Raw genomic sequence first — 22,694 nt, 5'->3', positions numbered from 1 at the left:
AAGCCGTATACATCGAGAGGTGTACGTGCGGTTTGGGAGGGAGGGGACGCAAGTCCTGCAAAGGATGAGCTGAACCTTACCTCATGACACCACGCTTTTCTTGGGCGGCAAGGAAAAAACCACGCTCAAAGAAATATCGGAGATTTTAGGCAAGGAAACGATAGACAGCTTCAACACTTCCGAAACAAGGGGGCGGGAGCTTTCGCATGGGCTGAACTATCAGAAATTGGGAAAGCAGCTTATGACGGAAGATGAAATCGCAGTCATGGACGGAGGGAAATGTATCTTGCAGCTACGCGGGGTGCGCCCGTTCTTTTCGGACAAATTCGACATAACGAAACACCCGAAATACAAGTACCTATCCGACGCAGACCCGAAGAACGCCTTTGACATGGAAAAGCACCTTAAACGCCGCCCCGCCATTGTCAAGCCCGACGAGGTTTTTGACTATTACGAGATTGACGCAGCAGACTTACAGGAGGACGCAGACCATGAGGAAACGTAGCGCAGAGGAAAAACAAAAGCAGCTTGAACGGTTTTTAATGAATGTTGCGGAAGCCGCCGACGCTGCATTATGGGAGTATTGGCGGGAAAAGGAAGCGGAACACCGCCGTTTTGCAACGGAGTATGTCACGCGCCGGGGGCTTATCCCTCAACAGTGACAGCATGGCAGACCGCCGGGGAGGGGGGGACAGGGGAAGCTACACTTCCCCTACGCTGCCTTGCGGCAGCTACCCCTTTGTGAACTTGCGGGAAGCGAACACCTTGCTATGCAAGCTATTCACTTCCCGCAAGTCTGAATAATACCCGTCCGGCAGCACAGCGGGACACCGAAAGGAGGAATCGAAGCAATCACATATATCAATATCGGCTACATGATACGCGCCCCTACTTTCCGGCGCAGCACACAGCGGCAGGAGCCGCACCCCCCTACAACTGAATACCGCCGCGCCGCAGAACTTACGCAGCGCGGGGACAGCCGCCTTTACCAGAGGGCGGTTTTTTTATGCGGCGGCATACGCTGACCGCCTTTTGTCCGCTTGCCGGACAGCCGCAGACGCGGCAGAAAGGATTTATTTATGGCATTTTTCAATAGCGCAGTAGACGTTTTGCAGACCCTTGTTGTAGCACTTGGAGCCGGGCTTGGTATCTGGGGCGTTATCAATCTCATGGAGGGCTACGGCAACGACAATCCGGGCGCGAAGAGCCAGGGCATGAAGCAGCTTATGGCGGGCGGCGGCGTTGCCCTTATCGGCATGACCCTTGTACCGCTGCTTTCCGGCTTGTTCGGTTAAGAAGCGCGGGTAAAGGCTTATGCAGAGCATACTTGACGCGATTAACGAATGGATAAAGGAAATCCTCATAGGAGCCATAAACGGTAATCTGTCAACTATGTTCGGGGACGTAAACGAGAAAGTCGGCACTATCGCCGCAGAGGTAGGGCAGACCCCGCAAGGGTGGAACGCAAATATATTCTCCATGATACAGACCCTTAGTGAGAATGTAATCGTACCCATTGCGGGGCTTGTCATTACCTACGTCCTATGCTATGAGCTTATCAGCATGGTAACGGAAAAGAACAATATGCACGACGTTGACACTTCCATGTTCTTCAAGTGGGTGTTCAAGGCGTTTGTGGCAGTCTACCTTGTGACGCACACCTTTGACATCACTATGGCGGTGTTCGATATGGCGCAGCACGTTGTTTCCGGCGCGGCGGGGGTAATCGGCGGCAGCACAGAGATTGATGTTGCCGCCGCCCTTGCTTCCATGCAGGACGGGCTTGACGCTATGGAAATCCCCGAACTGCTCTTACTTGTCATGGAAACAAGCCTTGTGAGCTTGTGCATGAAAATCATGTCCGTACTGATAACCGTTATCCTCTACGGGCGCATGATAGAGATTTACCTTTACTGTTCGGTATCGCCTATCCCGTTTGCAACAATGACGAACCGGGAATGGGGGCAGATAGGAAACAACTACCTCAAATCCCTGTTCGCTATCGGTTTTCAAGGCTTCCTCATTATGATATGCGTCGGCATTTACGCGGTTCTGGTAAACAACATGATAATAGCGGACAATCTGCACAGCGCGATATTCTCCCTTGCAGCCTATACCGTTATCCTCTGTTTCTCCCTGTTCAAATCCGGCGCACTGGCGAAGTCGATATTCTCCGCGCATTAGCGGCGTGTCAAGGGCAGGGTGGAGATTTTCAGAGCGAAGCGGCGAAAATACGACCCGACCTTGACGCGGATAACCCCCATATAATACGGGCGGGCAAAGGGCATAGATTGACCTTTGCCTTGATTACCCTTATGGGAAGTTACAGCAACACCAAACCCAGAGAAAGGAGGTTTTCACTTGGCGTATGTACCCGTACCCAAAGACTTATCCAAAGTCAAGACAAAAGTAGCGTTCAACCTTACCAAACGGCAGATTGTATGTTTTGCGGCGGCTCTCCTGTTCGGCTTGCCGCTTTTCTTTCTGCTCAAAGACAGCACAGGCACAAGCCTTGCGTCTATGGCTATGATTGCCGTCATGCTGCCCTGTTTCCTCTTTGCCATGTATGAGAAGCATGGACAGCCCCTTGAAGTGGTGGTGAAGAACATCATTCAGACGAAATTCATAGCCCCCAAAGAACGACCATACAGGACAGACAACTTTTATTCCGTCTTAGAACGGCAGAGAAAACTTGAAAAGGAGGTATCAGCGATTGCAAAAGGAAACACGAAGAAACAGCGCGGCGGGAAGCGCAAAGCCTAACCCGCCCCGCAAGCTCACCCGCGCCGAGAAAAAGCAGATTGCGGAAATCATCAGACAGGCAAAGGGCGACGGGAAAGCGCACACCGCGCAGCAGACAATCCCTTATATCCAGATGTACCCGGACGGTATCTGCAAGGTTACGGGACGGAAATACTCAAAGACCGTCGCCTTTGAAGATATTAACTATCAGCTTGCACAGGCAGACGACAAGACCGCCATTTTTGAGAACTGGTGCGACTTCCTCAACTACTTTGACGCTTCCGTTTCGGTGCAGCTCTCTTTCATCAATCAGGGGACGCAGCGCGGCGAAGCGGAAAAGGCGGTCAATATCCCGGCACAGGAGGACGCTTTCAATTCTATCCGCACAGAATACCGGGATATGCTGAAAAACCAGCTTGCAAAGGGCAACAACGGGCTTGTCAAAGCAAAATATATCACCTTTGCCATTGAAGCCGACAGTCTGGGCGCGGCGAAATCCCGCCTTGCCCGTATCGAAACGGACGTACTCAACAACTTTAAGCTCTTGGGCGTGTCTGCCCGCCCCATGACAGGCTATGAACGCCTTAAAATGCTGCATGGCATTTTCCACCCGGAGGGCGGGCAGTTTGCCTTTGATTTTTCATGGCTTGCCCCGTCCGGGCTTTCCACAAAGGACTTTATCGCCCCGTCCTCTTTCCGTTTTGGCGAGGGGCGGTATTTCCGCATGGGGCGCAAAATCGGCGCGGTTTCATTCCTTGAAATCCTTGCGCCGGAATTAAACGACCGTATCTTATCTGACATTCTGGACTTGGAAACGGGCGTTATCGTCAATCTGCATATCCACAGTATCGACCAGACCGAAGCCATAAAGACAATCAAGCGGAAAATCACCGACCTTGACAAAATGAAAATCGAAGAACAGAAAAAAGCGGTACGCAGCGGCTACGACATGGATATAATCCCGTCCGACCTTGCCACTTTCGGCAGCGAAGCGAAGAACCTCTTACAGGACTTGCAGAGCCGGAATGAAAGAATGTTCCTCTTGACGTTCCTTGTGGTGAACATGGCAGACACAAAAAGGAAACTGGAAAATGACGTATTCGCGGCGGCGGGCATTGCACAGAAGAACAACTGCGCCTTAACCCGCCTTGACTACCAACAGGAAGCGGGGCTTATGTCCTCTGTACCGCTTGGGGAGAACCTTATCCCCATTCAAAGAGGGCTTACCACGTCAAGCACCGCTATCTTTATCCCCTTTATCACGCAGGAGCTTTTTCAGACGGGCGCGGCTTTGTATTACGGCTTAAACGCCCTGTCTAACAACATGATACTCTGCGACCGCAAGCAGCTAAAGAACCCCAACGGCTTAATCTTGGGTACGCCGGGAAGCGGGAAATCCTTTGCCGCCAAACGGGAAATGACAAACGCTTTCCTCATTACCGACGACGACATAATTATCTGCGACCCGGAAGCAGAGTATTTTTCCCTTGTGCAGCGGCTTGACGGGCAAGTGATACGGTTATCGCCTACGGGCAAGGGCATTGACGGGAAGCCCCAGTATGTGAACCCTATGGATATTAACCTCAATTACAGCGAGGACGACAGCCCCCTTGCGCTGAAATCCGACTTTATCCTCTCCCTCTGCGAGCTTGTCATAGGCGGCAAGGAGGGCTTGCAGCCCGTCGATAAGACCGTCATTGACCGCGCTGTTAGGAACGTGTACCGCCCTTTCCTTGCAGACCCCGACCCGGAGAAAATGCCTATCTTGGGCGACCTCTACAACGAGCTTTTGAAGCAGCCGGAGCCGGAAGCGGCGCGTATCGCGGCGGCGTTGGAGCTTTATGTTTCCGGGAGCCTTAACGTCTTTAACCACAGGACGAATGTAGAGCTTTCAAACCGCCTTGTCTGCTTTGACATCAAGCAGCTTGGGAAGCAGCTCAAAAAATTAGGTATGCTCATTGTGCAGGACCAGGTATGGAACCGCGTCACCGTCAACCGGGCAGAAAGGAAATCCACCCGGTATTTTATGGACGAATTTCATCTTCTCTTGAAAGAGGAACAGACCGCCGCCTATTCCGTTGAAATCTGGAAGCGTTTCAGAAAATGGGGCGGCATACCCACAGCAATCACGCAGAACGTCAAAGATTTGCTTGCTTCCCGCGAAGTGGAGAATATCTTTGAAAACTCTGATTTTGTCCTCATGCTCAATCAGGCGGCGGGCGACCGGGCTATCCTTGCAAAGCAGCTCAACATCTCCCCGCAGCAGATGAAGTATGTCACCCACACCGAAGCGGGCGAGGGGCTTATCTTCTACGGGAACGTGGTGCTGCCCTTTGTAGACCGCTTCCCGAAAGACACCGAGCTTTACCGGGTAATGACGACGAAGCCGGAGGAAGTGGGCGAAGCATGAACGGGCTGAAAACTGACACAATCATCAACCGGGACGCGCTCTATGCCTTGCGGGAGCTTCCAGAGGAAAGCGTACACTGTTGCGTCACAAGCCCGCCCTACTATGCGCTTAGGGATTACGGGCTTGATATGCAGATTGGGCGGGAGGACACGCCGGAGCAGTACATTGACAGGCTGACCGAGGTTTTCCGCGAGCTGCGCCGGGTACTGCGTTCTGACGGTACGCTCTGGCTGAATATCGCGGACACCTACTGCGGCACAGGAAATAAAGGCTACCATGCAGACCCGAAGAACCCGAAAGGCAGAAACGGACAGCAGATTGCAAGAAACAACCGCGTTTCCGGCTGCAAACAAAAGGACTTAATCGGTATCCCTTGGCTTTTAGCCTTTGCCCTACGCGCTGACGGGTGGTATTTACGGAGCGACATTATCTGGCAGAAAGAAAACCCCATGCCGGAGAGCGTGAAAGACCGCCCTACCCGCTGCTATGAACATATCTTTCTGCTTACGAAGTCAAAGAAGTATTTTTATGACGCAGCCGCCATAGCCGAGCCGTTAGCCCCCACAACGGCGGCGCGGTACCGCACCGGGCGCAGCGCGGGACAGAAATATGCGGACGAAGTACCCGGACAGGGGAACGTACAGGGGCTTAACCGGGCGCGAAGCGGCAGCTACTACGACGAAGCCCTCATGCCGACCATGCGGAACAGGCGGGACGTGTGGCTTATCAATACCGTTCCCTACAAGGGCGGGCATTTCGCCGCGTTCCCGCCAAAACTTGCCGAAACCTGTATCAAGGCGGGCTGTCCGAAAGGCGGCGTTGTGCTTGACCCCTTTTTCGGCAGCGGCACGACGGGGGCAGCCGCAAAGCAGCTTGACAGGCATTATATAGGCATTGAGATAAACGCCGAGTATTGCGCCCTTGCAAGGGCGCGGATTGGAGGGACAGACACATAAAACAATATAAGGCGCGTGAAAAAGTCACGCAGAAAATGACCCGCGAGGGGGCTGTCGAGGTAAACGCCGCTACCGGGAAAAAGAAACGTATCAGCAAGCGGATAAGGGACGCGGACTTTGCAAAGACCGAAGCCCCACCGCAGCCGGAACAGGCAGCGCAGCCCCTACCGGGCGGCGCAACTTCCCCGCCCTTAACCGACACGCCGCCGCTTCCCCATGCGCCGGGGGCAGAACGGGAACAGGACACCGCAGCAGCCGAGCGCGTCTTGGAACGTATCGACGGGGCGCGTACCAGAAAGGCGAGCAAAAAGGCGGCGAGGAAAGCACAGGCAGAAGCCACAGCAAAAGAAAAATCTTCCCGCTTGCAGTTTACCGACGAGGAACGGGCAACGCCGGAGCTTGAAAGGTATATCCGAAAATCGGACAAAGCAGCCGACCGTCTGGACGCGGCAAAGGCGGCTATCCCCAAAGAAAAGAAACTTGTACGGGAGCGCACCTTTGATGAAGCCACCGGGAAAGGCAAGACCCGCCTACATTTTGAGGAACAGGAAAAGCCCATAGGAAAGAATAAGCCCCACAATAACCCGCTATCCCGCCCCGCACAGGAAGCGGGTATTTTCGTCCACAACAAGATACATTCCGTTGAAAAGGACAATTCCGGCGTTGAGGGGGCGCACAAATCCGAAGAACTGGCAGAGCGCGGCGCAAAGTACGGGGCGCGGAAAGTCAAGGAGGGCTACCACAGCCACAAGCTCAAACCCTACCGGGCGGCGGCAAAGGCAGAGAAAGCGGCGTTCAAGGCGAATGTGGATTTTCAGTACCATAAAGCCCTGCATGACAATCCGCAGATTGCGGGCAATCCCCTTTCCCGCTTCATGCAGAAGCAGCAAATCAAGCGGCAGTATGCAAAGTCGGCAAGGAAAGGCGGCGCAAAAACGGCGCAGAAAGCCGCAGAGAACACCCGCAAGGCGGCAAAAAAGACCGCCGAGGAAACAAAAAAGGCAATCGCTTTTGTAGGGCGGCACCCGGCGGGCGTATGTATCGCCGTTGCCGCGCTACTCTTATTCATCATGGTATCGGCGGGGCTTTCCTCTTGCGGTTCCATGTTCTCCGGCTTGATGAACGGCATACTTGGGACTTCCTACACGTCGGAGGACAGCGACCTTGTGGCGACGGAGAACAATTACGCCGCAAAGGAAAACGAGCTTCAGCAGCAGATTGACAATATCGAAAGCACCCACCCCGGCTATGACGAATACCGCTATGACCTTGACAGTATCGGGCATAACCCCCATGAGTTAGCGTCCTACCTCACCGCCCTTTTACAGACCTACACCCCGCAGAGCGCACAGGCAGAGCTAAATCGCGTCTTTGCCATGCAGTACACTTTGACGCTGACAGAAGAAACGGAAATCCGCTACCGCACAGAAACAAGCACAGACCCGGAAACAGGGGAAACGACCACCGAGGAAGTACCCTACGAGTACCATATCCTCAACGTGAAGCTGACGAACAAGCCCATTTCCGAGATTGCGGAGGAACTTCTAACGCCACAGCAGCTTGAAATGTACCGCGTCTATCTGGAAACAAGCGGAAACAAACCGCTGATTTTCGGCGGCGGCTCCCCCGATATGGGCGCGTCCGAGGATTTAAGCGGCGTACAGCTTGTAAACGGCACACGCCCCGGCAACACCGCCGTTGTAGACCTTGCGAAGCGGCAAGTCGGCAACGTGGGCGGGCGACCCTTTTGGAGCTGGTACGGATTTAACAGCCGCGTGGAATGGTGCGCCTGTTTCGTTTCATGGTGCTACAATCAAGCCGGAAAGAGCGAGCCGCGCTTTGCCGGGTGCCAGTCACAGGGCGTACCCTGGTTCCAGTCACGCGGGCAATGGGGCGCGAGGGGCTATGAGAATATCGCCCCCGGCGACGCTATCTTTTTCGACTGGGACGGGGACGGGAGCGCAGACCATGTGGGGCTTGTTATCGGAACGGACGGGGAGCGCGTCTATACCGTCGAGGGCAATTCCGGCGACGCCTGCAAGATAAAGAGCTACCCCGTCAATTACTCCTGTATCAAAGGCTATGGGCTGATGAACTGGAATTAACATATTTTTGAGCAAAGAAAGGAGAAATTTATTGATGGCTATGAACAAAATTGAACGTATCGACAAAGAGATTGCAAAGACCCGCGAGAAAATCACCGAGTACCAGAACAGATTAAGGGGGCTTGAAGCGCAGAAAACCGAAGCGGAAAACCTGCAAATCGTACAGCTTGTGCGCTCCATGCGCCTTTCCCCGCATGAGCTTTCCGCTATGCTTTCCGGCGGCGGTATTCCGGGCATGGAAGCCGCGCCGGGCTACCCCGCAGAACCCGCAGACCACGACACCGAAGAAATGGAGGACACCGAGAATGAATAAGAAAATCCTTAGAACCTTGACCGCACTCTGCGCCGCCCTCATGCTGACGGGCGGCTTTTCCGTCACCGCCTTTGCACAGACCCCGGAGGGACAGGACGCGACCGACGACAGCGGCGTTGTCTATGAGGAACCCGAAAAGGAAGAACCCCTTACCCCGGACGGGAACGCGACCCTTGTAGACGATTTCGGCGGCAACAAGCAGCTTATCACAGTGACGACCAAAAACGGCAATTACTTTTATATCCTTATCGACCGGGACGACGAGGGCGAGGACACCGTACATTTCCTTAATCAAGTGGACGAAGCCGACCTTATGGCACTCATGGAGGACGGAAGCACCGAAGCAGCCCCGCCCGCCGTTTGCAGTTGCACCGATAAATGCGAAGCCGGAAAGGTAAATGTGAGCTGCCCTGTCTGCAAGGACAACATGACCGCTTGCAGCGGCAAGGAAGCGGAGCCGGAAACCGAGAAACCAACAGAGCAGCCCAAAGAGAAAGGCAATACAGGCGGGCTTGTGCTTTTCCTTGTCGTGGCACTTCTTGGCGGCGGGGGCGCGTTCTATTATTTTAAGTTTATGAAGCCAAAGCAGAACGTCAAGGGCGACACCGACCTTGAAGATTTCGATTTTGACGATTACGACGAGGACGAGGGGGACGGGCTTTCTGATGAAGAACAGGAGGACGAGGAAGCATGACGCTTTTTACCGAAAACCCTTTAGAAAAAATGATGGTACAAAGACCCACCGGGCGGCGTGACAGTGCGCCGCCCGTTCCAAAATCCCCGGCGTGTATGCGTTGCCCTTATAAGGCGCAATCCCCCTGTATCGGCTATTGTCTGAAACAGGCACAGGAGAAGAAGCACACCGCGCCGGAACGCTGAAAGGAGGATTTTTTCATGGCATTTAGACTTGTGATTGCAGAAAAGCCGAGCGTGGCGCAGACTATCGCCGCCGCGCTTGGCATTAAGGGGAAACAGGACGGGTATATCGAGGGCGGCGGCTACCTCATTTCATGGTGCGTCGGGCATTTGGTACAGCTTGCGGAAGCTGCCGCCTACGGGGAGCAATATAAAAAATGGAGTTTTGACAGCTTACCCATTCTGCCGGAGGAATGGCAGTACGCCGTTGACCCGGACAAGGGGAAGCAATTCAAAACCATTAAAGAGCTTATGCACCGCGCCGACGTTTCCGAAGTGGTAAATGCGTGTGACGCGGGGCGCGAGGGTGAATTGATTTTCCGCTTTGTCTACGAAGTGGCGGGCTGCAAGAAGCCCATGCGCCGCTTGTGGATTTCTTCAATGGAGGACGGGGCGATTAAGGCGGGCTTTGCTTCCCTCAAAGACGGGCGGGACTATGGCGCGCTCTTTGCGTCCGCCCTCTGCCGCGCAAAGGCTGACTGGCTTATCGGCATTAACGCCACCCGGCTTTTCTCCTGCCTGTATGGAAAGACCTTGAACGTGGGGCGCGTCCAGACCCCGACCTTAAAAATGCTCACCGACCGGGACGCGGCTATCTCCCATTTCCAGAAAGAAAAATATTATCATGTTCGCCTTGATTTATCCGGCGCGGACGCGGCAAGCGAAAGGATTTCGGACAAGGCAGAAGCCGACGCGCTGAAAGGGGCTTGCGAAGCGGGAAAGGCGGTATGCGTTTCCCTTACCAGAGAGAAGAAAACCGCAGCCCCGCCAAAGCTCTTTGACCTTACCTCTTTGCAGCGGGAAACGAACCGCATTTTCGGTTACACCGCAAAGCAGACCCTTGACCTTGCACAATCCCTTTATGAAAAGCGGCTCCTTACTTATCCGAGGACGGACAGCAGCTTTCTTACTGACGACATGGGCGGCACCGCAGCGGACATTATCGCGCTGCTTTGCGAAAAGCTCCCCTTTATGGCGGGCGCGGACTTCACGCCGGAGATTGCAAAGGTATTAGACAGCAAGAAAGTATCAGACCACCACGCAATCATTCCCACTATGGAGCTTGCAAAGGCTGACCCGGACGCGCTGCCGGAAAGCGAGAAGAATATCCTTACCCTTGCGGGGGCGCGTCTGCTTTTTGCCACCGCCGAGCCGCATATTTATGAAGCGGTTACGGCGGTTTTCTCATGCGCCGGGACAGACTTCACCGCAAGGGGAAAGACCGTACTTGCGGAGGGTTGGAAAGAGCTTGAACGCAGATACCGGGCGACGCTGAAAGATAAGCCCGAAGCAGAGGACGGGGAAAATGAGGGCGTGACGCTGCCGGAGCTTTCCGAGGGACAGAACTTTCCTAACCCCGCCGCAAAAGTAACGGAGCATACCACAACGCCGCCGAAGCCCCACAGCGAAGCGTCGCTTCTCTCTGCTATGGAGCGAGCCGGGAACGGGGACACCGACCCGGACGCGGAACGCCGGGGGCTTGGCACTCCCGCCACCCGCGCCGCCGTCATTGAAAAACTGGTAAAGGGCGGCTTTGCAGAGCGCAAGGGGAAGCAGCTTATCCCCACGCAGAACGGAGCCGCCCTTATATCAGTCTTGCCGGATATGCTCACTTCCCCGCAGCTTACCGCAGAATGGGAAAACAATCTGACGCAGATAGCAAAGGGAGCCGCAGACCCCGGCGAATTTCTGTCCGGCATTGAAGCTATGGCGCGGGAGCTTGTGCAGACACACGCCGCAGCACTGGACGGGAAAAAGGATTTGTTCCGGGAGGAAAAGCCCTCTGTCGGCAAATGCCCCCGTTGCGGTTCCCCCGTCCATGAGGGGAAGAAAAACTATTATTGCAGCAACAAAGAATGTGCCTTTGTCATGTGGAAGAATGACCGCTTTTTCGAGGAACGCAAGACCGCTTTTTCCGCGAAGATTGCCGCCGCGCTCCTTAAATCCGGCAAAGTGAATGTGAAGAAGCTCTATTCCCCGAAAACAGGCAAGACCTATGACGGAACTATCGTTCTGGCTGACACTGGCGGGAAATACGTCAACTACCGTATCGAAGTACAGAAGAACTAAAAACTTGAATAGCAAGCATAGGAAGCGGGTACCCACTTCCGTAAATCCCTGTCCTGCCGCTGACGCGCCGGACGGGGATTTTGCTTGTTGGGAAGTTTCCCAAACCCTCTAAAAAAATGAAAAAATTGTTGGCATAACGCACAGCCCACCGTAGTACGGGGCGAACCCCAAAAGCGCGGCGGTGCGCCGCCATTTCAGAAAGGAGCGAATGAATGGAAAAGAAAAAAGGTTACTCCATGTTTGAGCGTGACAAGTTAGACCCGGCTGACAGTATGCGGATAGAGCGAAATATTTATTTTGAGGAACAGACCGCTGACCTTTCCGGGCTTACCGCCCTGCCCTTAGAACAGTTACAGGCATTGCGGGAAGAATACGCGGCGGCTGAACAGGCAGCTTTTGAAGCCTTGCAAGAACAGGCGGCGGCATGGGACGAACAGGCGGGAAAGACCCTTGCCATTGACAAAGCCATTGAGTATGTGAGGACACCCGAAGCTACGCATACCGCGAACCAGTGGGAAGCTACGGACTACGGGAAGCACATCAGCAACCGCGTCTACCAAATGCGCTACCACATATCCGAGAATACCCGGTATGACAGGGAAAAAGAGAAATCCATTCCCTATTCGTGGACGCTTTCATGGAGTATTTACACCAACAGCCCCCACAATTACGGACAGGCAAAAATCGCCGGACAGGAAAGGAAAGTCTTTGCAGACAAGGCAGCTATGGAAAAATATCTGAATGGGCGTATCAAAGCCTATCAGCATTTATTCACCGAGGTATCGCCGCCTATCCCGCCAGAGTATGCAGAGCATTTCAAAGTAAACGGGCAGCTTTTACCGGGCTATGCTATCGAGGGCGAGGAACGGGCGCAGCCTACCGCTGAAAAAGCAGCCCCCACCACAGCAGAGCCGCCACAGGACACCGAACAGAGAAAGGAGCGTGAAACCATAAACGAGCAGTTTTCAATTCTTATCGACAGCCGCAGCCGCTTTGAAACAGGCAAACCGGGCGGCGTGTGGCTTCCCATGCCGACCACAACAGAGCAGCTTCATGCGGCTATGGAAAGCGTCGGCATTACCGCAGACAATCCGCAGGATTTTTTCATCAACGGGTATTCTTCTACGGAGGACTGCCCCTTTGACTTGCCGCTTTCCGTTATCCAAAGCGCAAGCATGGACGAGCTGAATTATTTTGGAAAACTTCTGGAAATGCAGAGTGACGGGGACAAGGATAAATTTGCGGCGGCGGTTACACATGGCGAGTATGCCGGAAGCATGAAAGACCTTATCAACCTTGCACAAAACCTTGACTGTTACTGGCTCTATCCCACTGTCCGCAGCGAAGAAGATTACGGTTATTATCTTATCGACGAACTGGACGAGCTGGAGCTTCCCGAAGAAGCAAAGAAATATTTCAAGTATGAAGAATACGGGCGGGACGCAGTTAGCAAGGATAAGGGGCAGTTTACCGAACAGGGCTATATCTATAACAATCAGAACACCTTTACCGAATGGTATCGGGGAACGGAAAACGAGATACCCAAAGAATACCGCGTTATGAGCTTCCCACAGCCGGAACGCGGCGGACAGGACAAGACCTTTATGGACGCAGCCGCCACAGAGCAGACCGCCCGAACCGCCGCAGAGCAGCCACAGGAGCCGCACCCGGTTATCCCTATCGTGCTGACAGCCGGGAAGCCCGCCGAGAAATTAAAAGAGATTACCGACCGTCTGGAACAGGGCATTACGGAACTCTTTGACAGCGAGCGTTACAAGGAATATCTGAAAGTCATGTCAAAATTCCATAATTACAGCTTCCGAAACACCGTCCTTATCGCCATGCAGAAGCCGGACGCTTCCCTTTTGGCGGGCTTTTCCGCTTGGAAGAACAACTTTGAGCGAAATGTGATGAGAGGGCAAAAGGGAATTAAAATCATTGCCCCGTCGCCCTATAAAATCAAACAGGAAATGCAGAAAATCGACCCGCACACGCAGAAGCCCATAATCGGCAAGGACGGAAAGCCCGTCACCGAGGAAAAGGAAATCACCATACCCGCCTACAAGGTGGTATCCGTCTTTGACGTTTCCCAGACCGAGGGAAAGGAACTGCCGGACATTGCCGTTGACGAACTGACAGGCGACGTTGACCGCTATAAGGACTTTTTCGCAGCCCTTGAAAAGACTTCCCCCGTTCCTATCGCCTTTGAGAATATCGAGGGCGGCTCTCATGGCTACTACCACTTGGAGGACAAGCGCATTGCTATCAACGAGGGCATGAGCGAATTACAGACCTTAAAGACCGCCATTCACGAAATCGCCCATGCGAAGCTGCACGACATTGACCTCAACGCGCCAAAGGACGAGCAACCCCGCGTTGACCGCCGCACCCGCGAAGTCGAAGCGGAAAGCGTCGCCTATACCGTCTGCCAACATTACGGGCTTGACACGTCGGACTATTCTTTCGGCTATGTCGCCGGGTGGAGCAGCGGGCGGGAGCTGTCCGAGCTGAAAAGCTCCCTTGAAACGATACGCAGCGCAGCCGCCGAGATTATCAATTCCATAGACGCGAATTTTGCGGAGCTGCAAAAGGCACAGGACAAGGAGCAGACCGCCGGACAGGAGCAGCCCACCAGAGAGGGACAAGAAGCCGCGCCACAGCCGGAAGCCCCGAAAAAAGCAGATACAGCCGGGAAAGAAAAGCCGGAAGCAGCCCCGAAAGAAGCCTTTACCCCGGAAACGATTTACAGAGTGCGCCGGAACCCTTACAGCGACAGCCGGGAAAACAGCCACCTCTTGCAAGCCTATGTGACACAGGAGAACGGGCGGGCGAAAATGGGCGACGTGCTTTATACGGGAACGCCGGAGAAATGCCGCGAGCTTATGGGGCAGCTCAAAAGCGGCGAGCTGACCGAGGGCGACGTAAAGCAGCTTTACGCAAAGGCACAGGAAACGGCGCAGACCACCGGACAGGACAAGGACACCTTTTCCATTTACCAGATAAAGGGCGGGGACGAAACAAGGGACTTCCGCTTTGAGCCTTACGACCGCCTGCAGGCGGCGGGAAATGTGGTTGATAAAGCGAACTATGAGCTTGTCTATTCCGCGCCCCTTGCGCCGGAAACTTCCCTTGAAGATATTTATACCCGCTTCAATATCGACCACCCAAAAGATTTTAAGGGACACAGCCTTTCCGTTTCGGACGTGGTAGTGCTTCATCAGAACGGACAGGACACCGCGCATTACGTTGACAGCGTAGGCTTCCGGCAAGTGCCGGAGTTTTTACAGGAGCAGAAGCAGCTTACCCCGGACGAGCTGACAACGGGCGAAACAATCCAGACACCGAGGGGGACTTTCCATGTGACCGCCATGAGCCGGGAGCAGATAGAAGCCGCCGGATATGGCTTTCACCACCAGTCGGACGACGGAAAGTATCTGATTATGGGGAACGGGACGCGGGCGTTTGCTGTTGCCGCAGAGCAGCCGGAAAAGGCAAACCCCTTGAAGCATATCGAGGACACCGTAGAGCAGAACGACAACAACTTTGACGGTATCATCAACAACACCCCTACCGTTGACGAACTGGAAGCAAAGGTTAAGGCGGGAGAAACAATTTCCCTTGTTGACCTGGCTAACGCGGTCAAAGCCGACAAAGAGCGCGGCAAGGAAGCGAAGCCGGAAAAGAAGCCCTCTATCCGGGCGCAGCTTAGGGCTGACAAGGAAAAGGCGCAGAAGAAAAACGCAAAGCAGAAATTACAGGATTTGGAAAGGAGCTGACCCATGCCGAAACAGAGTAAATTTGAGAACGTGGATTTGTTCGCTTCCCTCAATGCGGTTATGAAGCAGAACACAGGCTTTTACCAGAGCGACTTGGAGATTGACAAGGAGATTATCGCAAAGGCGGCGGCAAGCCCCCGCAAGGAGGACAAGACCCTTTTGTGGTTCTGCCGCCCGTCCGGGACGCATTGCTTCCGGGAGCGCGACGTTTTCCTCAAAGACACCGCGCCCCACAACACATGGCGTTTCTACATGGAGCAGACGAGCGACCGCGTCCTTGCCTATGCAATCGAGCTAACGGGGACGGAGCGCGGGAAAATCAAGGGCAATCTGTACGAACTGGACTACGCTAAACATTATGAGCGCGTCAAGGAAAAGGAGCTGCCCGCCGATACGGTGAAGCTGATTTATGAGCATGGGGAACGGGAGATACCCGCCGGACAGTTTTTCAACGGCAATCCCGATTATGAGCTTGGAAAGTTTGAACGCTTTGAAGCCGTACCCAACGACCCGGACGCGCTGCAATCGCTCTTACAGGAAGAACGGCGCAGCCGGGAGCAGCTTCCGCCGGGGGATTTCAAGGCGCATATCGCCGCATTGCGGGACGGGCTGATTGAAACGGAAGCGCGGCGCATTGTACGGGAAATGAAGCGGCACGACACGCCGAACAGCCCCAACAAGACCCATTTCATGGTAGAGCTTTCCCCGGCGTTCATGCAGCTTGCAGCCACAAAGGACACTGACCGCCTTTTCTCCATGCTGCCCTACAAGACCCTTGCCTTTTCCAAAATCGAGGGCAGACATGGGACGTATGCGCTGATTGACAAGGGGGAGAACCGGGACAGGAAGATAAGGAAGCCCCGCCCCTCTATCCGGGCGCAGCTTAAAGCAGACAAGGCAAAGACCGCCCCGAAAAAGGCGGCGGCAAAAACAAAAAATCACGATATGGAGGTATGAGCATGATTAGACTGACTGTTGAAGAAACAAACCTTTTGAGCATTTACAACGAGGGCGGCAAGCGGGCTTTGATTGAGAATGTCAACGCCGCGCTGCCCTACATGGACGCGGATATGCGGGAGCTTGCAAAGCGCACCCTTTCCAAAGTGGACGCTTTGACCGAAGCGGAATTTGCAGAGCTTCCCATTTACGCCGCTGATGAAGTATGAACGGGGTTAAGCGGCTGACGCCGCCCCAGAGCCGGAAAGTCAACGCCCTTGTGCGCCGGACGTGCTGCAATTATGATAACGGGAACTGTATCTTACTGGACGACGGGGACGAGTGCGTTTGTCCGCAGCTCATTTCCTATTCGCTTCTCTGCAAGTGGTTCCGGGCTGCGGTGCTTCCCGCCGACAGGCTACTCTATGCGGAGCTTTACCAGACAGGGGACAAGAAGAAGTGTACCGAGTGCGGCGCGTTCTTTGCGTCAACCTCTAACAGTGTCAAATACTGCCCCGTCTGCCGGAAGCGTATCACCCGCAGACAAGCTGCCGAGCGCATGAGGAAAAGACGCACCCCTGTTACGCAGTAGGTGCGGAAAATCCCTTGATTTACAGGGCTTTCCGGGCGTGAAAATCGGATAGGCGATACTTTATACCTTTACCCCCGAAAATGGCGTTCTACTGCGTAACATTCACGAAAACAGCACCCATAAAAAGACAGGGCGCGGAAGTCATATACTGGCTTCCGCGCCCTGTTCTTTTTTTGCCTATCTGACATTTCCCTTTTCCATTTCTTCAAGCGGGAACTGCGGGAGGGCTTCTATCAGCTTCTTTGTGATAGACTGGCGCATATCTTCGTTGATTTCCTGTTTCGTGCTTCCGTCTGGCTGTCTGACCGCTACCGTCGATAGCCTGTCGATTTCGTCCTTGTAGCAATCCACGACTTTCTCCACCGCCCATTTCTCCCCGGCAACGGCGGCGCGTATGGTTTCATATTCCGGCATTTTCTGGTTTTCCATGCTCAACGCTCCTCTGCTTTTTGATAGCCCTATCATAGCACAGCGGCGGGGATTTTGCTATCCTTATCCGCGTTCTGTTTCCTTTTCCCGTTCCGGCTGTCTGTCTGCCTGTAAAATGCTGTCAATGTTCTGCTTGATAATATCATATTCCCGGACTTTCTTTTTCAATTTTCCATAGTCGGCGTAAAGGGCTTCTTTCTGCGCTTGGAGGGCTTCATACTCCGATTGCAGCGCGGCGAGGTTCGGGAGCTTCGCAATGCCCGCCGCTTTCAGTGACCTTACGGCGGCTTCATGGAGGATAATTGCCTGTTCCTGTCCGGCGCGGTACTTCTCCCTGTTCCTTGCCTTGCGGTATGCGTCATAGACAGGCTTTGTCTTTTGATAGGTGGAAACATTCTTGATAAGCACCGCCATTTCCGCAAGCCGCTTTTCGGCGTTCTTCAATGCGTCTGCCGCCTGTCCGCTTTCCGCTGCCATTTCCTCAATCCGGCTGACTAAATCCGCGTACTGCTCAATCTTATGTTCCGTCAAGAAATTCATTGTTTTAGCTGCCTGTTTCAGATTGTGGATTTTCGCCCACTGTTCATAGCCCTTACTCTGCGCTGCCTTGATACTGTTCTCAATGTCGATAAGCAGCGACACGCCGCGCTGCTCTCTGGGAGCTTTCGCCACCTTTGTCCGTCTGCCCGCTATCCGTTCCCTTACGGCTTCCTCTGTATAGTCTGCGCCGAGGGTTTTAAGGCGGGTGAAGCGTTCCTGTCCGGGGGCGCGGCATGATACATATTTCCCCGGCTTTATCTCATAGCCCGCCGCCTGTAACCGCGTTAGCAATTCCTCAAAACTGGAAACTTGGGGGATAAGCGCGTCAACAGTGGTTTTCAGCTTGCCTTTCCAACTTGTACCCGTCTTTTCTGCCTGGTACTCCGCATAGCTCTTTCCCTTGCTGCCCTTGCCGGGGACGACAACGGACAAGCCATTTTCCCGGCACAGCTTGTCGCTCATGTTCCGTATGCCGTAATAGCTCCTTTTGTTGGAATTGTATTTATGGTGGTCTACAAAGTTCACCGCGCAAAAAATGATATGGTTATGGACGTGTCCTTTGTCAATGTGCGTCGTGAGTACATACTCATGCTGCCCCTTTGTTACCGCGTCGGCAAGCTGCTTTCCGATTTCATGGGCTTTCTGATAATCGACTTCCCCCGGCTCAAAGGACTGTATCAGATGAAAGGCTAAATTGTTCCCCTTTTGGAGTGCTTGCGACAGGGTATATTCAAACTCAATATCTGCCGTTTCATAGGAGCAACCGAAAGAGGACACAAGCATTTTCCCGTCCGTCTTGTCCGGGTTTTCGATATAGTCAAGGGCTTTGCTTAGAGTGCTTTTAATAGGCTTAATCTTTGTAACCGCCATATCTCCGCAAGCACCCCCTTTATTTCCTCTATGTCCTCTTGGTATGCGTTCCCCGTCGCGTTTACGCGGCGTGCTATCTGGTTGACGTTGACACCGATTTTCTGTATCTCTGCGGTCATAGCCTTTATATCGGCGTGGTCTATCTGAATGATATACCCGTCAATGGCAATCTTCCGCAGATACGCCGCCATGTTCCGGGTGGGTACGAGCTTCATTTTTTCCAGTATTAAATCCCGTTCCGCTTCCGTCACTCTGAATTTGATTTGCACTGTCCTTTTGCGTCCGTCCATGTGTTCGCTCCTTTCCTTTCCGTTCCGAGGGTTTGGGACACTTCCCAACAAGCAATTTTCAACCGACGCGCCGCAGCGCGGGAGGGCGAAAATACGGAAGTGGTACCCGCTTCCTATGCTTGCTACGAATGTTTTTATCCTTTAGGCTCTTATCACCTACTACGGAGAAAAAGCGATTTTGCCAAACTTACGCAAAAGAAAAACGCTGCAACCTCAAAAAAGATTACAACGCTTTCTAAATCCTGTTCAGTTTTAAGTCGGACATTCCTATTCGCCCTCTTTTTCGACTTCGGAAATCTCCTTTGCCGTTGCGGTTACAATCCGTATGCCTGTATCGCTCATACCGTCAAGAAGCGCGTCAAGCTGCCGCCGCTGCGTGTTCTTCTCCGGCGGCGTTTCTAAAAGGAATTGGTCTACGGATATATGGTAACGCTGTATCAGCTCAAAGAATATCTGTAAACTTGGGTGCTGCCCCTTGTTCTCAATGTTCGCAAGGTAGCGCGGCGAGATAAACATTTCGTCGCCTACTTTCTTGCGGCTCTCCTTGCATCCCTCACGCGCTGCCTTTATCGCTGCCCCAAAAGCCTTAAAGTCGTATCGTGGTACTGGTCTTTTTGCCATAGTTATTCACCCTATTACATTTTACTGTTCCCCTTTCTTCTTGGATATGTCTACGTAGTTCTATCAGTTAGCCAAAATAATTCATATATATATATGTTGACAACAAGCTGCTTTTGTATATAATATTATATAAAAGGGGGGGAATGTTTATGTTACATAGCATGCGTATTCGATAAGCATTGAAATCAAAAAAGATTTTTCCCATTTTCAATATGGGCTTTTTTGTCATGCTTATTTTGCGTATGCTATACAACAAAACTAACGACGTATAGACATAGTATAAAAACTATGCCTTAATTTTGTTGTAGTATTATATGTATAAATGCAGGTCAATGCTCATGTTGAGAATTGACCTGCATTTTTTTGCGCAAAAGGAGAAATATTATGCTTGAAAAATATTGGATAAAATGTCCAATTTGTAACGGAAAGACGAGGGTTCAAGTATTTTATAATACGGTATTAAGAAATTTTCCTCTTTTCTGCCCTAAATGTAAATTAACGCATATCGTTGATGTTGAAAAACTAGAAATCATAATCAAAAACTCTGAAAAACAAACTTTTTAATTTTGAAAAGGAAGGATATTTAAATGAAACACTTACCTAAAAGTACACCTACGGAAATATTGAATGACCCATACGGATTTACTTACAAAGAAATGTCGGAAGTAATTGGAGAGGATAAAGCAAGAGCCTTATATACGGAATTGTATAAACAGCCATTTCACAAAGAAAATCTATCAATATCAACAAAAAAAGTCTATAAAAGTAGCGATACTGAAAAGTATGTTTATGAATTGAAAGATAACAGGTATATTGAAACGGTTTTTATTAAACGGCGAGATGGTGGGACTGTTTGCGTAAGTACGCAAGTTGGTTGTTCTGTTGGCTGTATTTTTTGTGAGTCCGGACGCAATGGTTTTGTTCGTAATCTAACACCGTCTGAAATTGTGCAGCAGGTTGTATTGATACGTCAAAAAGTAAATCGTATCGTTTTTATGGGAATGGGAGAACCTTTATTCAATTACGACAACTTGATTGCAGCAATCCATATTCTTCGAGATAGAAATGGACTTAACTTTCCAACCGACGGCATTACCGTATCAACAGTTGGTCCAGTTAATCAATTAAAAAAATTGCGCGAAGAACATCTAAAAATTCAGTTGACAATATCTTTACATGCAGCAACACAGGCTGCGAGAAACTGTATCATTCCTCATATGCACATGTACGCTATTGAAGATGTTGTTAAGCAAGCATTGTCCTATTCTCAAAGGCATAATCGAAAAGTGGTATTTGCGTATTTGCTTTTACCAGGTATAAATGACCGTTCCTCAGATATAAGGCAACTTGCAAAATGGTTTAAGGGCAAAAATGTTATGATTAACGTGCTGCAATACAACCCGACGAGTAATTCAAAAATTAGAGCACCACAAAAACAAGAAATGGTTGCGTTCAAACATCAATTAGAGCAAACAGGACTTGAAGTTACCATGAGAGTTTCTCATGGTAGAGAGATTAAAGCAGCTTGTGGACAGTTAGCTAATACATATAATAAAGCCAAAAAACAACAGAAATAATTTAATTAAAAGAGCCAGACGCACAGACGCAGAGCCGATAATATGCAGTTTGAAATACTGCTGTTATCGGCTCTTTTTTGATTTTAATTTGTGCCCCTAATAACCATATTGGAGCAAAATCAGAACTGTTGCTTGTCGTTCTTTGATTTCCGCAGCAGCTTTGAAAAATCAAAGCCGCCGTTTCTTTTTATCTTCTAATGAAATGACGCGGTATCACTGTTGAAATCGGCGGCTAAAGGAGGTAGCCGCCATGAAGCAAAAAGCATATCGACAAAATCCGACAGTTATTGACTTATCAAAAAAAGCCCGCCCACCACCGGGGGAAACTACGCTTATATATATGAACTGTCTAATCATCTGGATACTGCTTACAATGCCTATGCGCCCGTCCGGGCTTTTCGGACGGGCGCATTTTGTACGTTCAAAAAATTTTTGAAGAAATTTCAAAAAATCTTCGGCGTTTTTGAAAAACGCCGTATTGCCCCGCGAAAAGGGGGGAAGCACCACCAACTTTCCAACGAGAAAGGAGGTGAGAATGTGGAACCTAATAGCAGGGAGTTTTACAAACAGTGTGCTTTTCAGAAGTTTTGTAATACGGTATTGCACAATGAAGCTTGCGACACCCATAGAGAACTTCGCAGACACAAGGCAAAGGAAGTGACCTTTTCCGACATGACCTTAGACGAAGCGCGGCAGCTTCATACGTTTGATGAATATTTCAAACGTGAAGCCGCCGAAACCGTCTTTGAGAAAGCCGGGAAGAAAATCACGCCAAAGCTGCTTCTTGAAGCAATCCGTACTTTGCCGGAAGAAAAGCGCAAAGCCATATTGCTGTATTACTTCGAGGGAATGAACGATACCGAGATTGCGGAGCTGTTCAACACGTCGAGAAGCACGATACAGTACAGGCGGACAAGCTCTTTTGAGAAATTAAGAAAATATCTGGAGGAAAATGCTGATGAATGGGACGAATGGTAACGAACCCGGCTACCCGGAAAATGCCCTTGTTCCTTATCCTGTCATTGTGGCAGCGACAAAGGGCGACCCGGACGCCATGAAGATTGTCTTGCAGCATTTCAGCGGCTACATAGCCCGCCTCTCCATGCGGAAGCTGTACGACGAGCGCGGGAACGTCTATTTTGGCGTAGACCACGACATTCGGGAACGGCTGCAAGCAAAACTGATGATGGCTGTCCTCACCTTTAAGGCAGAGGAATAAACCGCAGCGGCGGCGGGACGCTTTCTCTCTCCCCCTTTTCCGTTCCGCTGCTGACGCGGCAGCAAAGCCATTCTGAACCTTGACAAAGAAAGCGGCGCAAGATAACGGCGGCGCAGCATAGGGCAAATCGGATACGTTCCTTTTGCGCCGAGCCATACGGCGGGTGCGCCATGACGCTATCCGGGTGAGGTTATCCCCGCCCGGACAGCCGAGCGACCAACACCGCGCCGGAAAGCAAGTGTAGCGGCTTGCGGGCGACGACACGCAGAATATACAATGATACTTCCTTACAGCCACAGTCCGAGCGTTAAGAGCGTCGCAGGCAATGGGTAG

24 protein-coding genes and 1 pseudogene are annotated in these 22,694 nt (G+C 51.9%); 21 read left to right on the top strand and 4 right to left on the bottom strand.

Going from position 1 to position 22,694, the window contains the following annotated elements; all coding sequences use genetic code 11:
- Positions 1 to 85 precede the first annotated feature (85 nt).
- The 16 genes and pseudogenes from HED67_RS08950 to HED67_RS08875 form a co-directional block, all read left to right on the top strand.
- Positions 86 to 505: pseudogene (locus tag HED67_RS08950) on the top strand (TraM recognition domain-containing protein); the annotation flags it as partial.
- Positions 492 to 662, top strand: coding sequence for a hypothetical protein (locus tag HED67_RS08945; RefSeq protein WP_002569167.1), 171 nt, complete (start codon positions 492 to 494; stop codon positions 660 to 662). The pseudogene HED67_RS08950 and the gene HED67_RS08945, both read left to right, overlap by 14 nt.
- 417 nt (positions 663 to 1,079) lie before the next feature.
- Entirely contained in the window at positions 1,080 to 1,295 is a 216-nt protein-coding gene (locus HED67_RS08940; protein WP_002569168.1) for a Maff2 family mobile element protein, read from the top strand.
- 19 nt (positions 1,296 to 1,314) lie between these two features.
- Positions 1,315 to 2,184 carry a VirB6/TrbL-like conjugal transfer protein, CD1112 family gene (locus tag HED67_RS08935; RefSeq protein ID WP_002595174.1) on the top strand — a complete coding sequence of 290 codons (870 nt, stop codon included), beginning with the start codon at positions 1,315 to 1,317 and terminating at the stop codon, positions 2,182 to 2,184.
- Between the two features lie 177 nt (positions 2,185 to 2,361).
- The gene (locus tag HED67_RS08930) at positions 2,362 to 2,763 is read left to right on the top strand and encodes a PrgI family protein (protein ID WP_002569171.1); all 402 of its coding nucleotides are present in this window, start codon (positions 2,362 to 2,364) and stop codon (positions 2,761 to 2,763) included.
- Positions 2,714 to 5,152, top strand: coding sequence for a VirB4-like conjugal transfer ATPase, CD1110 family (locus tag HED67_RS08925; protein WP_002569172.1), 2,439 nt, complete (start codon positions 2,714 to 2,716; stop codon positions 5,150 to 5,152). The genes HED67_RS08930 and HED67_RS08925 overlap by 50 nt, the downstream gene beginning before the upstream one ends.
- Entirely contained in the window at positions 5,149 to 6,108 is a 960-nt protein-coding gene (locus HED67_RS08920) for a DNA-methyltransferase (protein WP_002569173.1), read from the top strand. The genes HED67_RS08925 and HED67_RS08920 overlap by 4 nt, the downstream gene beginning before the upstream one ends.
- A gap of 35 nt (positions 6,109 to 6,143) precedes the next feature.
- Positions 6,144 to 8,213: a C40 family peptidase gene (locus HED67_RS08915; protein ID WP_002569174.1), complete on the top strand. Its 2,070-nt coding sequence runs from the start codon at positions 6,144 to 6,146 to the stop codon at positions 8,211 to 8,213.
- A 34-nt stretch (positions 8,214 to 8,247) separates the two neighbouring features.
- Positions 8,248 to 8,526, top strand: a complete 279-nt coding sequence (locus HED67_RS08910; RefSeq protein WP_002569175.1) for a DUF4315 family protein — start codon at positions 8,248 to 8,250, stop codon at positions 8,524 to 8,526.
- Positions 8,519 to 9,220, top strand: a complete 702-nt coding sequence (locus HED67_RS08905; protein ID WP_002569176.1) for a DUF4366 domain-containing protein — start codon at positions 8,519 to 8,521, stop codon at positions 9,218 to 9,220. The genes HED67_RS08910 and HED67_RS08905 overlap by 8 nt, the downstream gene beginning before the upstream one ends.
- Positions 9,217 to 9,405: a hypothetical protein gene (locus HED67_RS08900; protein ID WP_002569177.1), complete on the top strand. Its 189-nt coding sequence runs from the start codon at positions 9,217 to 9,219 to the stop codon at positions 9,403 to 9,405. Before HED67_RS08905 ends, HED67_RS08900 begins: the two co-directional genes overlap by 4 nt.
- Positions 9,406 to 9,420: 15 nt before the next feature.
- Positions 9,421 to 11,511 (top strand): DNA topoisomerase 3, encoded by a 2,091-nt coding sequence (locus HED67_RS08895; protein WP_002569178.1) that lies wholly within the window; start codon positions 9,421 to 9,423, stop codon positions 11,509 to 11,511.
- A 212-nt stretch (positions 11,512 to 11,723) separates the two neighbouring features.
- Positions 11,724 to 15,287 carry a YodL domain-containing protein gene (locus HED67_RS08890; protein WP_002569179.1) on the top strand — a complete coding sequence of 1,188 codons (3,564 nt, stop codon included), beginning with the start codon at positions 11,724 to 11,726 and terminating at the stop codon, positions 15,285 to 15,287.
- Between the two features lie 3 nt (positions 15,288 to 15,290).
- Positions 15,291 to 16,244 (top strand): hypothetical protein, encoded by a 954-nt coding sequence (locus HED67_RS08885; protein ID WP_002569180.1) that lies wholly within the window; start codon positions 15,291 to 15,293, stop codon positions 16,242 to 16,244.
- Entirely contained in the window at positions 16,241 to 16,453 is a 213-nt protein-coding gene (locus HED67_RS08880; protein WP_004607965.1) for a transposon-transfer assisting family protein, read from the top strand. The genes HED67_RS08885 and HED67_RS08880 overlap by 4 nt, the downstream gene beginning before the upstream one ends.
- The gene (locus tag HED67_RS08875; protein ID WP_002569182.1) at positions 16,450 to 16,815 is read left to right on the top strand and encodes a cysteine-rich VLP domain-containing protein; all 366 of its coding nucleotides are present in this window, start codon (positions 16,450 to 16,452) and stop codon (positions 16,813 to 16,815) included. Before HED67_RS08880 ends, HED67_RS08875 begins: the two co-directional genes overlap by 4 nt.
- 177 nt (positions 16,816 to 16,992) lie before the next feature.
- Here the strand turns inward: HED67_RS08875 and HED67_RS08870 are convergent, their stop codons facing one another.
- The 4 genes from HED67_RS08870 to HED67_RS08855 form a co-directional block, all read right to left on the bottom strand.
- A complete protein-coding gene (locus HED67_RS08870) occupies positions 16,993 to 17,244 on the bottom strand; it encodes a helix-turn-helix domain-containing protein (RefSeq protein WP_002569183.1) in 252 nt (83 codons plus the stop codon).
- A gap of 63 nt (positions 17,245 to 17,307) precedes the next feature.
- A complete protein-coding gene (locus HED67_RS08865; RefSeq protein WP_002569184.1) occupies positions 17,308 to 18,654 on the bottom strand; it encodes a relaxase/mobilization nuclease domain-containing protein in 1,347 nt (448 codons plus the stop codon).
- Positions 18,615 to 18,944 carry a plasmid mobilization protein gene (locus tag HED67_RS08860; protein ID WP_002569185.1) on the bottom strand — a complete coding sequence of 110 codons (330 nt, stop codon included), beginning with the start codon at positions 18,942 to 18,944 and terminating at the stop codon, positions 18,615 to 18,617. Before HED67_RS08860 ends, HED67_RS08865 begins: the two co-directional genes overlap by 40 nt.
- 267 nt (positions 18,945 to 19,211) lie before the next feature.
- Positions 19,212 to 19,565, bottom strand: a complete 354-nt coding sequence (locus HED67_RS08855; protein WP_002569186.1) for a helix-turn-helix transcriptional regulator — start codon at positions 19,563 to 19,565, stop codon at positions 19,212 to 19,214.
- Between the two features lie 384 nt (positions 19,566 to 19,949).
- Here HED67_RS08855 and HED67_RS08850 point away from each other — a divergent pair, with 384 nt between their 5' ends.
- From HED67_RS08850 to HED67_RS08830, 5 genes are all read left to right on the top strand, one after another.
- Positions 19,950 to 20,129: a cysteine-rich KTR domain-containing protein gene (locus HED67_RS08850; protein ID WP_002588768.1), complete on the top strand. Its 180-nt coding sequence runs from the start codon at positions 19,950 to 19,952 to the stop codon at positions 20,127 to 20,129.
- Positions 20,130 to 20,152: 23 nt separating this feature from the next.
- Positions 20,153 to 21,142 carry a 23S rRNA (adenine(2503)-C(2))-methyltransferase RlmN gene (rlmN, locus tag HED67_RS08845; protein ID WP_002569187.1) on the top strand — a complete coding sequence of 330 codons (990 nt, stop codon included), beginning with the start codon at positions 20,153 to 20,155 and terminating at the stop codon, positions 21,140 to 21,142.
- A gap of 250 nt (positions 21,143 to 21,392) precedes the next feature.
- Positions 21,393 to 21,578 carry a hypothetical protein gene (locus HED67_RS08840; RefSeq protein ID WP_009243795.1) on the top strand — a complete coding sequence of 62 codons (186 nt, stop codon included), beginning with the start codon at positions 21,393 to 21,395 and terminating at the stop codon, positions 21,576 to 21,578.
- 101 nt (positions 21,579 to 21,679) lie between these two features.
- Positions 21,680 to 22,120: an RNA polymerase sigma factor gene (locus HED67_RS08835; protein WP_002569188.1), complete on the top strand. Its 441-nt coding sequence runs from the start codon at positions 21,680 to 21,682 to the stop codon at positions 22,118 to 22,120.
- On the top strand, positions 22,101 to 22,361 hold the full coding sequence (locus HED67_RS08830; RefSeq protein ID WP_002569189.1) for a helix-turn-helix domain-containing protein: 261 nt from the start codon (positions 22,101 to 22,103) through the stop codon (positions 22,359 to 22,361). Before HED67_RS08835 ends, HED67_RS08830 begins: the two co-directional genes overlap by 20 nt.
- The last annotated feature ends 333 nt before the right edge of the window (positions 22,362 to 22,694 follow it).

The sequence above is a fragment of the Pseudocoprococcus catus genome (genome assembly GCF_019734885.1).
Lineage (GTDB): Bacteria > Bacillota > Clostridia > Lachnospirales > Lachnospiraceae > Coprococcus_A > Coprococcus_A catus.
Note: the sequence above shows the minus strand (reverse complement) of the source record. Positions and strands in the feature narration are given on the sequence as shown.

What these genes read in the sequence shown, in the direction of transcription:
- HED67_RS08850 (WP_002588768.1), top strand. Translation starts at nt 19,950, where the DNA reads ATGCTTGAAAAATATTGGATAAAATGTCCAATTTGTAACGGAAAGACG.
- HED67_RS08890 (WP_002569179.1), top strand. Translation starts at nt 11,724, where the DNA reads ATGGAAAAGAAAAAAGGTTACTCCATGTTTGAGCGTGACAAGTTAGAC.
- HED67_RS08900 (WP_002569177.1), top strand. Translation starts at nt 9,217, where the DNA reads ATGACGCTTTTTACCGAAAACCCTTTAGAAAAAATGATGGTACAAAGA.
- HED67_RS08940 (WP_002569168.1), top strand. Translation starts at nt 1,080, where the DNA reads ATGGCATTTTTCAATAGCGCAGTAGACGTTTTGCAGACCCTTGTTGTA.
- rlmN (WP_002569187.1), top strand. Translation starts at nt 20,153, where the DNA reads ATGAAACACTTACCTAAAAGTACACCTACGGAAATATTGAATGACCCA.
- HED67_RS08895 (WP_002569178.1), top strand. Translation starts at nt 9,421, where the DNA reads ATGGCATTTAGACTTGTGATTGCAGAAAAGCCGAGCGTGGCGCAGACT.
- HED67_RS08945 (WP_002569167.1), top strand. Translation starts at nt 492, where the DNA reads ATGAGGAAACGTAGCGCAGAGGAAAAACAAAAGCAGCTTGAACGGTTT.
- HED67_RS08865 (WP_002569184.1), bottom strand. Translation starts at nt 18,654, where the DNA reads ATGGCGGTTACAAAGATTAAGCCTATTAAAAGCACTCTAAGCAAAGCC.
- HED67_RS08855 (WP_002569186.1), bottom strand. Translation starts at nt 19,565, where the DNA reads ATGGCAAAAAGACCAGTACCACGATACGACTTTAAGGCTTTTGGGGCA.
- HED67_RS08870 (WP_002569183.1), bottom strand. Translation starts at nt 17,244, where the DNA reads ATGGAAAACCAGAAAATGCCGGAATATGAAACCATACGCGCCGCCGTT.
- HED67_RS08840 (WP_009243795.1), top strand. Translation starts at nt 21,393, where the DNA reads ATGAAGCAAAAAGCATATCGACAAAATCCGACAGTTATTGACTTATCA.
- HED67_RS08910 (WP_002569175.1), top strand. Translation starts at nt 8,248, where the DNA reads ATGGCTATGAACAAAATTGAACGTATCGACAAAGAGATTGCAAAGACC.
- HED67_RS08935 (WP_002595174.1), top strand. Translation starts at nt 1,315, where the DNA reads ATGCAGAGCATACTTGACGCGATTAACGAATGGATAAAGGAAATCCTC.
- HED67_RS08905 (WP_002569176.1), top strand. Translation starts at nt 8,519, where the DNA reads ATGAATAAGAAAATCCTTAGAACCTTGACCGCACTCTGCGCCGCCCTC.
- HED67_RS08920 (WP_002569173.1), top strand. Translation starts at nt 5,149, where the DNA reads ATGAACGGGCTGAAAACTGACACAATCATCAACCGGGACGCGCTCTAT.
- HED67_RS08830 (WP_002569189.1), top strand. Translation starts at nt 22,101, where the DNA reads ATGAATGGGACGAATGGTAACGAACCCGGCTACCCGGAAAATGCCCTT.
- HED67_RS08885 (WP_002569180.1), top strand. Translation starts at nt 15,291, where the DNA reads ATGCCGAAACAGAGTAAATTTGAGAACGTGGATTTGTTCGCTTCCCTC.
- HED67_RS08915 (WP_002569174.1), top strand. Translation starts at nt 6,144, where the DNA reads ATGACCCGCGAGGGGGCTGTCGAGGTAAACGCCGCTACCGGGAAAAAG.
- HED67_RS08880 (WP_004607965.1), top strand. Translation starts at nt 16,241, where the DNA reads ATGAGCATGATTAGACTGACTGTTGAAGAAACAAACCTTTTGAGCATT.
- HED67_RS08860 (WP_002569185.1), bottom strand. Translation starts at nt 18,944, where the DNA reads ATGGACGGACGCAAAAGGACAGTGCAAATCAAATTCAGAGTGACGGAA.
- HED67_RS08875 (WP_002569182.1), top strand. Translation starts at nt 16,450, where the DNA reads ATGAACGGGGTTAAGCGGCTGACGCCGCCCCAGAGCCGGAAAGTCAAC.